The organism is Xanthomonas sp. NCPPB 2632, assembly GCF_041228075.2.
GTDB lineage: Bacteria > Pseudomonadota > Gammaproteobacteria > Xanthomonadales > Rhodanobacteraceae > Luteibacter.
On the sequence record NZ_CM192979.1, the window covers coordinates 3622457 to 3635747 of the forward strand.

The 13291-nt window shown below is 67.5% G+C and carries 10 protein-coding genes and 1 tRNA gene; 3 read left to right on the top strand and 8 right to left on the bottom strand.

Translation table 11 applies throughout. The annotated features are described in order from the left end of the window. Window positions 1-88: 88 nt before the first annotated feature. Entirely contained in the window at window positions 89-2824 is a 2736-nt protein-coding gene (locus AB8808_RS15415; RefSeq protein WP_369930512.1) for a lamin tail domain-containing protein, read from the top strand. A gap of 71 nt (window positions 2825-2895) precedes the next feature. On the opposite strand, the gene pip is transcribed toward AB8808_RS15415, so the two are convergent. After that, window positions 2896-3852, bottom strand: coding sequence for a prolyl aminopeptidase (gene pip, locus AB8808_RS15420; protein WP_369930513.1), 957 nt, complete (start codon window positions 3850-3852; stop codon window positions 2896-2898). A 139-nt stretch (window positions 3853-3991) separates the two neighbouring features. After that, complete coding sequence (locus AB8808_RS15425) at window positions 3992-5377, bottom strand: D-2-hydroxyglutarate dehydrogenase (protein WP_369930514.1); 1386 nt, start codon at window positions 5375-5377, stop codon at window positions 3992-3994. 112 nt (window positions 5378-5489) lie between these two features. Between AB8808_RS15425 and serA the strand changes: the two genes are divergently transcribed. Together serA and AB8808_RS15435 are read left to right on the top strand one after the other, a co-directional pair. Beyond that, window positions 5490-6725: a phosphoglycerate dehydrogenase gene (serA, locus tag AB8808_RS15430; RefSeq protein WP_369930515.1), complete on the top strand. Its 1236-nt coding sequence runs from the start codon at window positions 5490-5492 to the stop codon at window positions 6723-6725. Between the two features lie 97 nt (window positions 6726-6822). After that, window positions 6823-8013: an alpha-hydroxy acid oxidase gene (locus AB8808_RS15435; RefSeq protein ID WP_369930516.1), complete on the top strand. Its 1191-nt coding sequence runs from the start codon at window positions 6823-6825 to the stop codon at window positions 8011-8013. 11 nt (window positions 8014-8024) lie between these two features. Here the strand turns inward: AB8808_RS15435 and AB8808_RS15440 are convergent, their stop codons facing one another. The 6 genes from AB8808_RS15440 to pheS all read right to left on the bottom strand — a co-directional run bounded on the left by AB8808_RS15440 (window position 8025) and on the right by pheS (window position 13215). Next, complete coding sequence (locus tag AB8808_RS15440; protein WP_369930517.1) at window positions 8025-8984, bottom strand: LysR substrate-binding domain-containing protein; 960 nt, start codon at window positions 8982-8984, stop codon at window positions 8025-8027. Between the two features lie 68 nt (window positions 8985-9052). Beyond that, window positions 9053-9129, bottom strand: a tRNA-Pro gene (locus AB8808_RS15445). 46 nt (window positions 9130-9175) lie between these two features. Then, window positions 9176-9532: a MerR family transcriptional regulator gene (locus AB8808_RS15450; RefSeq protein ID WP_036114913.1), complete on the bottom strand. Its 357-nt coding sequence runs from the start codon at window positions 9530-9532 to the stop codon at window positions 9176-9178. Next, entirely contained in the window at window positions 9513-9812 is a 300-nt protein-coding gene (gene ihfA / locus AB8808_RS15455) for an integration host factor subunit alpha (RefSeq protein ID WP_036140472.1), read from the bottom strand. The genes AB8808_RS15450 and ihfA overlap by 20 nt, the downstream gene beginning before the upstream one ends. Window position 9813: 1 nt before the next feature. Next, window positions 9814-12195 (bottom strand): phenylalanine--tRNA ligase subunit beta, encoded by a 2382-nt coding sequence (gene pheT, locus AB8808_RS15460; RefSeq protein ID WP_369930518.1) that lies wholly within the window; start codon window positions 12193-12195, stop codon window positions 9814-9816. 27 nt (window positions 12196-12222) lie between these two features. Then, the gene (gene pheS / locus AB8808_RS15465) at window positions 12223-13215 is read right to left on the bottom strand and encodes a phenylalanine--tRNA ligase subunit alpha (RefSeq protein WP_036140469.1); all 993 of its coding nucleotides are present in this window, start codon (window positions 13213-13215) and stop codon (window positions 12223-12225) included. Window positions 13216-13291: the final 76 nt, after the last annotated feature.

Sequence of the window (13291 nt, forward strand, 5' to 3'; positions counted from 1 at the left end):
ATACGGGCCTTCGCAGGGGGAACGTCGTGCGAGGACACGCATGACGCTGTGGGTCGCGTACTACTCAACGACTCGAGGGGACAATCGAATGCGTTTGACCACGTCACGGCGCGCCTCATGGGCGGCGCTGGCAGGCCTCATGGCCGTCTTGCCGCTGCAGGCGGCCGACCTTTCCATCACCCAGTTCCGCGCCCGCGGCCCCGCCGGCGGCAACGACGAATTCGTCGAGGTGCAGAACACGGGCACCGCCGCGCTGGACCTTTCCGGCTACAAGTTGAACGCGTCCAACGCGAGCGGCACCACCGGCACGCGCTTCACCTTCCCCACCGGCACCGCCGTGGCACCGGGCTGCTTCCTGCTGCTGGCGAACAAGGCCGCGTCGGGCTATTCCGGTACCGTTACCCCCGATCTCACCTATGCCACCGGCTTCACCGATGACGGTGGCCTGGCCGTGCTCGACGCCAACGGCGCGATCGTGGACCAGGTGGGCCTGAGCGCCGGTTCCGCCTACAAGCGGGGCACGCCGCTGGCGTCGCTGGGCAGCGGCAACTCGGACCAGGGCTACGGGCGCAAGGTGAACGGCGCCGGGCTGCCGCAGTCCACGAGCGACAATGCCGCCGACTGGGTCAAGGTCGCGCCCACCGCACCGCGCGCCAGCACCTCGCCTTGCACCGTGCAGGGCACCAGCGTGTCGATCGCCGACGCCACGGTGAACCTGCGCAACGGCGACGATGTGCCGATGCCGTTCGCGATCACGCTAAGCGAGCCCAGTTCCGCCGACGTGACCGTGCATGCGGTGACCGTGGACGACACGGCAACCGTCGCCGCGGGCGACTACGATGCGGTCGACACGACGCTGACGATTCCCGCGGGATCCACCGCAACGACGCTTACCGTCAACGTGCATGGCGCCAAGGCCGCCGGGCCCGACAAGGCGTTCCGCGTGAACCTGAGCGACGCCACCGGCGGCGTCACGCTGGCCAAGGCCACCGCGGTCGGCGCGATCCTCAACCAGATCCCGCTCACCGCCGAGATCTGGCAGGTCACCGGTCGCGGGCAGGTGTCGCCGTTGCTCGGCAAGCGTGTCGCCACCAAGGGCAACATCGTCACCGCCGTGGGCCCGGCCGGCTTCACGATGCAGACGCCGGACAGCCGCGCCGACGACGACCGCCTCACCTCCAACGGCATCTACGTGTTCACGCAGTCCGCGCCGTCGGTAGCGATCGGCGACATGGTCGACGTGGAAGCCACGGTCGACAACTACTTCAACCTGCCCGAACTGAAGAACGCCACGGTGGCGACCACGATGCGTGGCGCGAAGCTGCCCGCACCGGTCGTCTTCGGCGCCAACGTGCCCTCCACGGATCCGAACGCGCTGTCCTGCGGCGAGACCAACTTCCAGTGCTATGTCGGCATGCGCGTGGCGATCGACAACGGCATGATCACCACCGGCAACCTGCGTTTCAGCAACGAGCCGTTCGCGGAGGTGTACGTCACCGCCAACGGACAGCGTTCGCTGCGCAAGCCCGGCGTGCGTTACACCGTGCCGGTGCCGGACGGCGTGAACCTGCCGAACTGGTCCGGCAACCCGGAAGTGTTCAAGATGAACACGGCCGACTACGGCGCCGTGGCGGCGAACACGCCGTTCAACGCAGGCACCACCTTCCGCGCAGAGGGCGTCATGTCGTACGCGTTCGGCGCGTACACCTTCATTCCCACGAAGGTGACCGTGACCAAGGCCGCCGAACTGCCGCGTCCGGTGGACGCGCGACCGTTCTTCGCGGTGCGCGTGGGCGCGTTCAACATGGAACGCTTCTGCGACACGCAGTTCAACACCACCTTCACCTGCAGCGGTGGCGACACCGAGCCGACCGCCGACCAGGTGCGCCTGAAGACGCAGCGCCTGTCCGCGTATGTCGGCAGCGTGCTGAAGCTGCCGGACATCCTGTCGGTGGAGGAGGTGAAGAGCCTGACCGTGCTGCAAGGCCTGGCCAAGCAGCTGGGCGACGATTACCCGGCGCAGTACGAGGCGTTCCTGCAGGAAGGCCACGACCCCAGCGGCATCAACGTCGGCTTCCTGGTCCGTACCGACCGCGTCCGCGTGCTGGACGTCCACCAACTGGCCGCCGACGAGACCTGGCAGGACCAGGGCAGCACCGCCTTCGTCCACGACCATCCGCCGCTGCTGCTGACCGCCGAAGTGCCCTCCATCCTTGGCAAAATGCGCATCAACGTGATCGCGGTGCATCCGAAGGCACGGCAGAACGTGGACAAGACCGGCAGCACGGCCGAGCGTGACCGGCAGAAGCGCTTCCTCCAGGCGAAGTCGCTCGCGGCGCAGGTCCAGGCCTTGCAGATGGGACGGAAGAACCTGCTCGCGCCGCTGCTGGTCGTCGGCGACTTCAACGCCTACCAGTTCAGCGATGGCTTCACCGATGTGGTCGGGCTGATTTCCGGCCGCTACGACGACAGCCAGAACCTGCTGAAACTCGGCGGCAACCTGGTCAAGCCGGCCCTGTGGAACGCGGTGGATTCGGTGCCGGCGAACGATCGCTATTCGTTCCTGTTCACCGAGAACTTCGGCAACGTGCAGGGCCAGGCGCCCCGCTCGGTACCGACGCACCAGGTGCTCGACCACGCGCTGCTCAACACCGTGGCACGCGGCCTGTTCCTGCGCATGGAGTACGGCCGCGGCAACCTCGACGCACCGGTGCAGACGCTGGATGACGCGGCCTCGGCCACGGGTGTGACGAAGGCGATGGGCTCATCCGACCACGACGGTTTCGTGGTGGACCTGGTAACCCTGCCGCTGCGCTTGTTCTGACGCTTGTTCTGAAGCGTGTCGTGATTTAACCCCTGGCTGCCCGGCATCGACCGGGCAGCCTCTTTTTTGTCTCAGCCGGCGAAGCGATCCGTGGCCCGCACCAGTTCGCGGACGATGCCCGGCTCGAAAGCGGAGTGCCCGGCATCCTGCACGACCTTCAGGTCGGCCTCGGGGAAGGCGCGGTGCAGGTCCCACGCGCTGCGCATGGGGCACACCACGTCGTAGCGGCCCTGCACGATCACCGTGGGAATGTGGCGGATCTTACCGACGTCGCGCAGCAGCTGGCCGTCCACCTCGAAGAAGCCGGCATTGACGAAGTAGTGGCACTCGATCCGCGCGAACGCGAGGGCGAACTCGTCCTCACCGCTGGACGCGATATGGCCTTCGTCCTGGTACAGGTAGCTGGTCGCACCCTCCCATACCGACCACGCCCGGGCTGCGGCAACGCGTACCGCCGGGTCCCTGCTGGTGAGGCGACGGTGGTAGGCACTGATGAGATCGCCGTGTTCCGCCGGCGGGATGGCCGAGAGGTAGGTTTCCCAGGCGTCCGGGTACAGCTGGTCGCAACCGCCCTGGTAGAACCACTCCAGTTCCGATCGGCGCAGCATGAAGATGCCGCGCAACACCAGTTCGCTGACACGATCCGGATGCGTCTCGGCATAGGCCAGCGCGAGGGTCGAACCCCACGAGCCGCCGAAGACCTGCCAGGCATCGATACCCAGGTGCTCGCGTAGCCGCTCGATGTCGGCCACCAGGTCCCACGTGGTGTTGTCGGTCAGTTCCGCGTGCGGCGTGGATTGCCCGCAGCCGCGCTGGTCGAACAGCACGATGCGGTACTTCGCCGGGTCGAAGAAACGACGGCAGCGCGGGTTGGTGCCGCCGCCGGGGCCGCCGTGCAGGAACACCACTGGCTTGCCCTGGGGATTGCCGCTTTCCTCGAAATAGAGCGTATGCAGCGACGAGACGGCCAGCGTACCGCTGTTGTACGGCTCGATCGGCGGGTAGAGGTCAGGGGAATCCTGGGCCATGGCGCGGTTCCTTGAGCGGGAAGGAAGGGGGCCCACAAGGCTAGCGGGCCGATCCCGTGATGCCAACTGCCCATTCCGCGGCAGCGATCCCAGGCAACCGGCCCCTACCGTCCCTGCCCTCAGCGTGACGTCGGCGAACTCACGGAAGCAGCTTGCCCGGATTCATCACGGTGTTCGGGTCCCACACAGCCTTGATACCGCGCATCAAGGCGATCTCGGCTTCGCTGCGCACGCTGCCCAGCCACGGCTTCTTGACCAGGCCGATGCCGTGTTCGGCGGAGATGCTGCCGCCATGGCGATGCAGCGTATCGACCAGCAGCGAGGTGACGTGCTCGCACTGGGCGACGAACACGGCATTGTCCAGGCCTTCCGGCTTCAGCACGTTGATGTGCAGGTTGCCGTCGCCGATATGGCCGAACCAGACCACGTCGACATCGGGGTACTCCGCCGTGAGCAGCGTCTGCATGTCCGCCATGAAGGCGGGCACGGCGGAGATCCGCACCGAGACATCGTTCTTGTAGGGCTTGTGCGGCGCCAGCGATTCCGTGATGCCCTCGCGCAACCGCCACAACGACGCGGCCTGCGCCTCGCTGGAACTGATGACGCCATCCACCACCCAGCCCTCGCCCAGGCAGAACTCGAAGAAGGCCAGTGCGGCGGCTTCGGCTGCGGCGTCGGGCACGTCGAACTCGGCCACCACATAGAACGGATGGTCTTCCTCGAAGGGACGCCGTGCGCCATGGGCCACCACGTGGTGCAGCGCCCGGTCGGTGAAGAATTCGAACGCGCCCAGGCTGAGGGAATGCCGCGCCTCGGCAAACACCTTCATCAGGGCGTCCATGGCAGGGATGGCCAGCAGCATCACCTGCGAGGGCGGCGGCGGCGAGGTCAGGCTGAGGGTAGCCTCGACGACGATGCCGAGGGTGCCTTCGGAGCCGATGACCAGGTGCCGGAAATCGTAGCCGGAGGCGTTCTTGACCAGTCCCCGGTTGAGGTCAAGCAGCTCGCCCGTGCCCGTGACCACCTTCAGCCCGGCCACCCACTGGCGGGTGTTGCCGTAGCGGATCACGCGGATGCCGCCTGCGTTGGTGGCGATATTGCCGCCGATCTGGCACGAACCGCGCGCGGCGAAGTCCACCGGGTAGATCAGCGAGTGCTCGCGGGCGGCGTTATGCACCGCTTCCAGGGCGATGCCGGGCTGCACGGTGAGCGTGCGGTCGATCGGGTCGAAATCGAGCACGCGGTTCATGCGATCGAGCGTGACCACCAGTTCGCCATGGGCGGCCACGGCACCGCCCGAAAGGCCGGTGCGACCGCCGGACGGCACCAGCCCGACGCCCTGCCCGTTCGCCCAGCGCACGATGCCCTGAACTTCCTCCACCGTGGCCGGGTAGGCGATGGCCAGCGGCGCCGGTGTCCAGCGGCGCGTCCAGTCGCGGCCGTGGTGTTCCAGGTCGCCCGGTTCCGTGGACAGTTTCAGGTCGGGGAGGAGACGGGCCAGTTCGGCCAGGCGCGGATCGGTCATGGGAATCTCGCTCGGGTGTCCATCGAGGGTGCCAGTCCCGTCGCCGCGCTGCAACATGGGCGCCCCGATCTGGCATAGTGTTCAGCCGATCCGCGGAACAGAAGCGCCAGCCATGAAACGCACGTCGTACCCGAAAGAAGACATCAAGGTGCTGCTGCTGGAAGGGGTGAGCCGCAGCGCACTCGACACCTTCCGCCAGGCCGGTTACTCGCAGATCGAGTTCCACGAGAAATCGCTGCCCGAGGACGAACTCAAGCAGCGCATCGCCGATGCGCACATCGTCGGCATTCGCTCGCGCACGCACCTCTCCGCCGAGGTGCTGGCCGAGGCGCGCCGCCTCATCGCGGTGGGCTGCTTCTGTATCGGCACCAACCAGGTCGATGCCGCCGAGGCCGAGCGCCTGGGCGTGCCGGTGTTCAACGCGCCCTACTCCAACACGCGCAGCGTGGCCGAGCTGGTCATCGCCGAGACGATCATGCTGGTGCGGCGTATCCCCGAGAAGAACGCCGAGTGCCATCGCGGCGGCTGGTCCAAATCGGCGGCCGGCAGCTTCGAGGTGCGCGACAAGGTGCTGGGCATCGTCGGCTACGGCCACATCGGCACCCAGGTCGGCGTGCTGGCCGAGTCGCTGGGCATGCGCGTGATCTTCCACGACATCGAACCCAAGCTGTCGCTGGGCAATGCACGGCCGGCCTCCAGCCTGGACGACCTGCTCGAACGTGCCGACGTGGTCACGCTGCACGTGCCGGAAACCGCGCAGACGAAGAACCTGATCGGTGCCGCGGAGATCGCCCGCATGCGCGCCGGTTCCATGCTGATCAACGCCTCGCGCGGCACGGTGGTGGACATCGACGCGCTGGCGGACGCATTGCGCGAGAAGCACCTCGCCGGCGCCGCCATCGACGTGTTTCCCGTCGAGCCCAAGGGCAACGGCGATGCCTTCGTCTCGCCGCTGGTGGGCATGGACAACGTGATACTCACCCCGCACGTCGGCGGCAGCACCGCCGAGGCGCAGGAGAACATCGGCATCGAGGTGGCGTCCAAGCTGGTGCGCTACAGCGACAACGGCAGCACGCTCTCGGCGGTGAACTTCCCCGAGGTCTCCCTGCCCGGCCATCCCACCAGTCGCCGCCTGCTGCATATCCATCGCAACATCCCCGGCGTGCTGTCGCGGGTGAACGAGGTGTTCTCGCGCGCAGCGGTCAACATCGACGGCCAGTACCTGCAGACCTCGCCCCAGGTGGGTTACGTCGTCATCGATGTGACCACCAGTGAGGAACGCGCGGTGGCCCTGCGCAACGAGCTGGCAGCCATCGAAGGCACGCTGCGGGCGCGCGTCCTCTACTGACGCGCGTCCGCGTCGCGCCAGCAACGCCTTTTTTTCGCGACCGGCGGTAGCGGGTCGTCCTAGCATCGGATCACCGTATCCCTGCGCTGGACGACCCATGCCCGCTCCCGTCACCTGTGTCGCCGACCTGCGCGAGCTGGCCCGCAAGCGCGTGCCCCGCGCCTTCTTCGACTACGCCGACCATGGCTCGTACGACGAGGTAACGCTGCGCGACAACCGCGCCGTGTTCGACCGCATCCGCCTGCGCCAGCGGGTAATGATCGATGTCGACCGACGCGACCTGGCGACGACCATCGTCGACCAGCCGGTGTCGCTGCCCCTGGCCATCGCACCGACCGGGCTGACCGGCCTCACCCATGGCTCCGGCGAGATACTGGCCGCGCGCGCGGCCGCCGCGGCGGGTATCCCGTTCTGCCTCAGCACCATGTCGATCTGCTCGGTGGAACAGGTGGCGGCGGCCGTGGACGACCCGTTCTGGTTCCAGATCTACGTCATGCGCGACCGCGGCTTCACCCGCTCGCTGATTGCCCGCGCGCGCGCGGCCGGCTGTTCGGCCTTGATGGTTACGGCCGACCTGCAGATCCAGGGCCAGCGCCATCGCGAGATCAAGAACGGCATGACCGTGCCGCCGAAGCTCACCCTGAAGAACCTGGTGGACATCCTCGGCAAGCCGCGCTGGGTGCGAGGCGTACTGACCGCACCCAGCCGATCGTTCGGCAACCTGGCCGGCCAGATCGACGGCGCTGGCGGCCTGACCACGCTGGCCCAGTGGATCGGCAGCCAGTTCGACCCGCGATTGAGCTGGGACGACATCGCCTGGATCAGGGACCTGTGGCCCGGCAAGCTGATCCTCAAAGGCATCATGGACCCCGACGATGCCCGTGCGGCCGTCGCCGCCGGCGTCGATGCCATCGTGGTCTCCAACCACGGCGGCCGGCAACTCGACGGCGCAATCGCCTCGGCGGTTGCCCTGCCGCGCGTGGTCGACGCGGTGGGCAACGATATCGAGGTGCTGTTCGACGGCGGCATCCAGACCGGCCAGTCGCTGCTCAAGGCCGTGGCGCTTGGCGCGCGTGCCGGCCTCATCGGCAAGGCGTTCCTCTACGGACTCGGTGCCATGGGCCAGGAAGGCGTGACGCGCGTCATCGAGATACTGCGTCGCGAGCTGGACGTCAGCATGGCACTGACCGGGCATACGTCGGTGCACGACCTGGATCGCTCGGTGCTGCTGGACGAGCGTGGCGAGCCGTGGCTGCCGATGCGTGCGCGGGTGCAGGGCACGAGCTGAGGCGGCGGGTTCTATGCGTCCCGCGAAACCGATGCGCCTTGCGCCGCCCGGCACACCTCGTGCAGCCACGCGCCGAACGCGGCACGCGATCCGTCGTCATCCACGCCACGTGGTGAGCACAGGTAGTAAGCGGACATTGGTCGCGCTTCGATGGCGAACAGCGGGATGAGCCGCCCCGCCTGAAGGTACCGCCAGGCAAGACTGCGCCGGACCAGGGCCACTCCCTGCCCGTTCAACGCCGCCGCCATCAGCATGCCCAGATCCATCAACCGATGGCCCTGGGTAGGCTCGTCGATATCCCCCGTGCCGGTATGCTCGCGCGCCGCGCGCATCCACGGTCCCCACGGTTCGAGCGGGCAGCGCAGCAGAGCGCCACGCCGCAGCATGTCGGCGGGCGTATCGAAGCGGACGCGGGCCAGGTAGGCCGGGCTGGCCACCGGGAACACGGTGTCTTCGGTCAGTCGTTCGCTGAGCACGCCCTCGAACGCACCGTCACCGAAACGGATCTCCACGTCCCAGCCGGGTGCGGTGATGTCCAGGTAGGGAATCGAGGGCATCAGTTCCAGCTCGATGTCCGGATGCCGTTCGCTGAAGGCCGGCAGGTGCGGCACGAGCAGGTTGCGGCCGAACGTGGGCGGCGTGGCGACACGCAGGCGCCGGCGTGAGGTGGACGCACGCTGGTGATACGCGGACCGGGTGAGCAGGCCCAGCGCGACATTCACCTGCTCCAGGTATTCGCGACCGATGGCCGTGGGCTCCACGCCCCGCCCCGTGCGCGACAGCATCTTTACGCCCAGCAGCGACTCCAGCGCAGCCACCCGTTTGGCCACGGCGCTGGCCGTGATCGCCAGCTCATGACTGGCCCGTTCGAACGAACCGAGCCTGGCCGCCGCTTCCAGGGCACGCAGGTGCGCGGTGGACGGCAGTCGATGGTGGGGACCGTCGGGCGACGGATGGCGAGGGGAAGTCATGGGCACCGTTCTCCTGGCCGCCACCTTAAACGAAAAAAGGCGCCCCATCGGGACGCCTTTTCGAATAATGGTCGGGGTGGCGAGATTCGAACTCGCGACCACTACACCCCCAGCGTAGTGCGCTACCAGGCTGCGCTACACCCCGACGAGCAAACGATTGTAGCAGCAACGCCGTGAACTGCGAAAGCGGTTCAACGACGAAGCAGGGTAAGGACTTCTTCCAGCTCCAGGCGAACCTGGCGGACGATCTGGTGGGACATGCTGGCTTCCATCCGGGCCTGGGGGCCCTCCAGCCGCGCACGCGCACCGGTGATGGTGAAACCCTCGTCGTACAGCAACGAACGGATCTGGCGGATCATCAGCACATCGTGGCGCTGGTAGTACCGGCGGTTGCCGCGTCGCTTGACCGGCTTGAGTGCGGGAAATTCCTGCTCCCAGTAGCGCAGTACGTGCGGCTTGACGCCGCAAAGCTCGCTGACCTCACCGATGGTGAAATAGCGCTTTGCCGGGATCGCCGGAAGCTCGGTGTTATTCCCTGGGTCCAGCATAGCCCTCGACTCTTACCTTGAGTTTCTGGCCGGGACGGAAGGTGACGACCCGCCGGGCAGAGATGGGAATTTCTTCGCCGGTCTTGGGATTGCGACCGGGACGCTGATTCTTCTGGCGCAGATCGAAATTGCCGAAGCCGGACAACTTGACCTGTTCGCCCCGCTCGAGGGCTTCACGCACGACCTCGAAGTACGCGTCAACGAACTCCTTGGCCTCACGCTTGTTGAGGCCCACGTCGAGGAAAAGCCGCTCGGCCATTTCCGCCTTGGTCAGCGCCATCTTACCCTCGCAATCTTGCCTTGCATGTCTTCTCCAATGCCCCCACCGCTTCTGCCACGCGAGCGTCGGCATCTTCGTCGGTAAGGGTGCGTGAAGCGTCCTGTAAAATCAAGCCCATAGCGAGACTCTTTCGTCCTTCGTCGATCCCTTTTCCGGCGTATCGATCGAACAGTCGAAGCTCTTTCAGGACCTCACCCAGGGCGCCGCGCACGGCGGTTTCGACGGCGGACCAGGACACCTCTTCCGGCAGCTCCACGGCGATGTCGCGGCGGACGGCGGGGAAGCGGGTCACGCGACTGGCGCTGGGCAGCCGGCGCGCGAGGATCGGCTCGAGGGCCAGCTCCATCACGTGCACATCGGGGCCCAGGTCCAGCGCCTTGGCCAGCGCCGGATGCAGGGCGCCGAGGTAGCCGACGGGCTGGCCGTCGCGCAGCACCCGCGCGCTGCGACCCGGATGCAACCAGGACGGCAGGCTGTCGGTGTCGACCGACCAGCGCGCCGGCTCACCGGTGTGGGCGATCAGCGCATCGAGGTCGCCCTTGAGGTCGAAGAAATCGACCGTGCGCGATGGCGTGCCCCATTGCTCCGCACGCGCGTGACCCGAGGCGACCACCGCCACGCGGCCGATCTCGTCGGGGGCACCGCCAGTGGCATGGAAGCTGCGCGCCACCTCGAACAGGCGTACGCGCTCCTGCTGGCGCGCACGGTTGTGCCGCAGGGCCTCGATCAGCCCGGGCAGCAGCGAGGTGCGCATCACCGCCAGATCGGCGGAAAGCGGGTTGGCCAGCGGCACCCAGGCATCATCCAGGCCCCAGGTGGTCAGCAGGTCGGCGCTGAGGAAAGACAGCGTCACAGCCTCGAAGTACCCGCGCGCGGCCAGCTGGTCGCGCAGGGCCATCTCGCTCAGGCGCGCTTCCGGCTCCGAGCGCAGGGCGATCTGTCCGGCGGGGATGTGCGTGGGGATGCGCTCGTAACCGTGGATGCGGGCGACCTCCTCGATGAGGTCTTCCTCGCGCTCGATATCGAAGCGACTGCTCGGTGGGGTCACGCGCCAGCCGTCGGCGATCTCTTCCACGCCCATGCCCAGGGCGGTGAAGATACGGGCCACTTCGTCGGCCGTGACCTCGATGCCCAGGATGCGGTGCAGGCGCGCATGGCGCAGGACCACCGGCGCATGCTCGCGCAGGTCTTCCGGACGCTCCGCCACCGTGATCGGGCCCGCCTGGCCGCCGGCGATCTGCAGCAGCAGTTCGGTCGCCCGCTCCATGGCACGCCGCGGCAGCGCCGGATCGACGCCGCGCTCGTAGCGGTGCGAGGCATCCGTATGCAGGCCAAGCTTGCGTGCGCGACCCATGATGGCGGCGGGTGCGAAATGCGCGGCTTCCAGGAACACGTTGCGCGTACTCTCGGTTACGCGCGAATCGAAGCCACCCATGATGCCGGCCACGGCCAGGGCGCGGGCTTCATCGGCGATCACCACGAACGAGGGGTCCAGGGTGGCCGCGTTGCCGTCGAGCAGCTTCAGGGTTTCGCCCTGCCCCGCATGACGGACGACGATCGCGCCGTGCAGCGTGTCGTTGTCGAAGGCATGCAACGGGTGGCCGAGTTCCAGCATCACGTACTGGGTAACGTCCACGATGGCGCTGATCGGACGGATGCCGGCGCGACGTAGCCGTTCGGCCATCCACAGCGGCGAGGCGGCGGCCGCGTCGATACCTTCGATGATGCGCCCGAGATAGCGCGGCGCGTCCGCGCCGGCGTCGAGGCGCACCTCACGCGTGGCACTGGCGGTCACCGGCACCGCATCGACCCCGATGGCCTTCACGCGGCTGCCGAACAGCGCCGCCACGTCGTGCGCCAGGCCGTTGAGACCCAGCACGTCGGGGCGGTTCGGGGTGATCTTCAGTTCGATGCTGGCGTCGGGCAGGCCCAGGTAATCGGCCAGCGGGGTGCCGACCGGCGCATCGGCTGGCAGCTCGAGCAGGCCCGACGCGTCGGCGTCGATGCCCAGTTCCTTGGCCGAACACAGCATGCCGAACGATTCGACACCACGCAGCTTCGCCGCCTTGATCGCGATACCGCCGGGCAGCGTGGCGCCCACCGTGGCCAACGGCACGCGGATGCCGACGCGCGCATTGGGCGCACCGCAGACGATCTGCACCGGTTCGCCAAGGCCGGCGTCGACCATGCAGACCTGCAGGCGATCGGCTTCGGGATGCCTGGTGGCGGAGACGATCTCGGCCACGACCACACCGTGCAGCCCGTCACCCAGTTCGGTGACCTCTTCCACTTCCAGGCCGGACATGGTGAGCGCATGGACCAGCGCCGCGCGGTCGGCATCGATGGCCACCAGTTCGCGCAACCAGTTTTCGGAGAATTTCATGGGGACACTCTTTGATCCGGAGGGCGGTCAGGCGAACTGGCGAAGGAAGCGCAGGTCGTTCTCGAAGAAGGCGCGCAGGTCGCCGACGCCGTAGCGCAGCATCGCGAAGCGCTCCACGCCCAGGCCGAAGGCGAAGCCCGTGTAACGCTCCGGATCGATGCCGCAGTTGGCCAGCACGGTCGGGTGGACCATGCCGCAGCCCAGCACTTCCAGCCAGCGCGTGGAACCGTCCTCGGCATCCCAGCGGATATCGACTTCCGCCGAGGGCTCGGTAAAGGGGAAGTAGCTGGGACGGAAGCGCATCTCGAAATCGCGCTCGAAGAACGCGCGGATGAACTCGGCCAGCGTGCCTTTCAGGTCGGCGAAGCTGGAGGTCTCGTCCACCAGCAGGCCTTCGATCTGGTGGAACATCGGCGAGTGCGTCTGGTCCGAATCGCTGCGGTATACCTTGCCCGGCGCGATGATGCGGATGGGCGGCTGGCGCCCCTGCATCGAGCGCACCTGCACGGGCGAGGTGTGCGTGCGCAGCAGCCGACCGTCGCCGAAGTAGAAGGTGTCGTGCATCGCCCGCGCGGGATGGTGCGGCGGGAAATTCAGCGCTTCGAAGTTGTGCCAGTCGTCCTCGATCTCGGGACCGTCGGCACGCTGGTAGCCGAGGCGACCGAAGATATCGGCGATGCGCTCGAGCGCACGCGTGATCGGATGGATCCCGCCGTATTCGCCATCGCGGCCCGGCAGCGTGACGTCGATGCGTTCCGAGGCGAGGCGGCGATCCAGCTCGGCCTGCTCCAGCGCCTGGCGGCGGGCGGCAATGGCGTCGGTAAGACGCTCCTTGACGCGATTGACCTCGGCGCCGCGCGCCTTGCGTTCATCGCCCTGCAACTGGCCAAGGGCCTTGAGCGCCGCGGTGACCGCACCGTTCTTGCCCAGCAGCGCGACGCGGACGGCGTCCAGCGCCTCCAGCGAGGCGGCCGCATCGATGTCGCGCAAGGACGCGTCGATATGCTCGATCGATTCCATCGGATTTCCTGACGTCCAAAAAAGAAATGGGGAGAAGGCAAGGCCTTCTCCCCACGTCATCCATCTTCGCGCGACA

Coding starts and splice junctions, on each gene's coding strand:
- AB8808_RS15415 (WP_369930512.1), top strand. CDS start 89: ATGCGTTTGACCACGTCACGGCGCGCCTCATGGGCGGCGCTGGCAGGC.
- pip (WP_369930513.1), bottom strand. CDS start 3,852: ATGGCCCAGGATTCCCCTGACCTCTACCCGCCGATCGAGCCGTACAAC.
- AB8808_RS15425 (WP_369930514.1), bottom strand. CDS start 5,377: ATGACCGATCCGCGCCTGGCCGAACTGGCCCGTCTCCTCCCCGACCTG.
- serA (WP_369930515.1), top strand. CDS start 5,490: ATGAAACGCACGTCGTACCCGAAAGAAGACATCAAGGTGCTGCTGCTG.
- AB8808_RS15435 (WP_369930516.1), top strand. CDS start 6,823: ATGCCCGCTCCCGTCACCTGTGTCGCCGACCTGCGCGAGCTGGCCCGC.
- AB8808_RS15440 (WP_369930517.1), bottom strand. CDS start 8,984: ATGACTTCCCCTCGCCATCCGTCGCCCGACGGTCCCCACCATCGACTG.
- AB8808_RS15450 (WP_036114913.1), bottom strand. CDS start 9,532: ATGCTGGACCCAGGGAATAACACCGAGCTTCCGGCGATCCCGGCAAAG.
- ihfA (WP_036140472.1), bottom strand. CDS start 9,812: ATGGCGCTGACCAAGGCGGAAATGGCCGAGCGGCTTTTCCTCGACGTG.
- pheT (WP_369930518.1), bottom strand. CDS start 12,195: ATGAAATTCTCCGAAAACTGGTTGCGCGAACTGGTGGCCATCGATGCC.
- pheS (WP_036140469.1), bottom strand. CDS start 13,215: ATGGAATCGATCGAGCATATCGACGCGTCCTTGCGCGACATCGATGCG.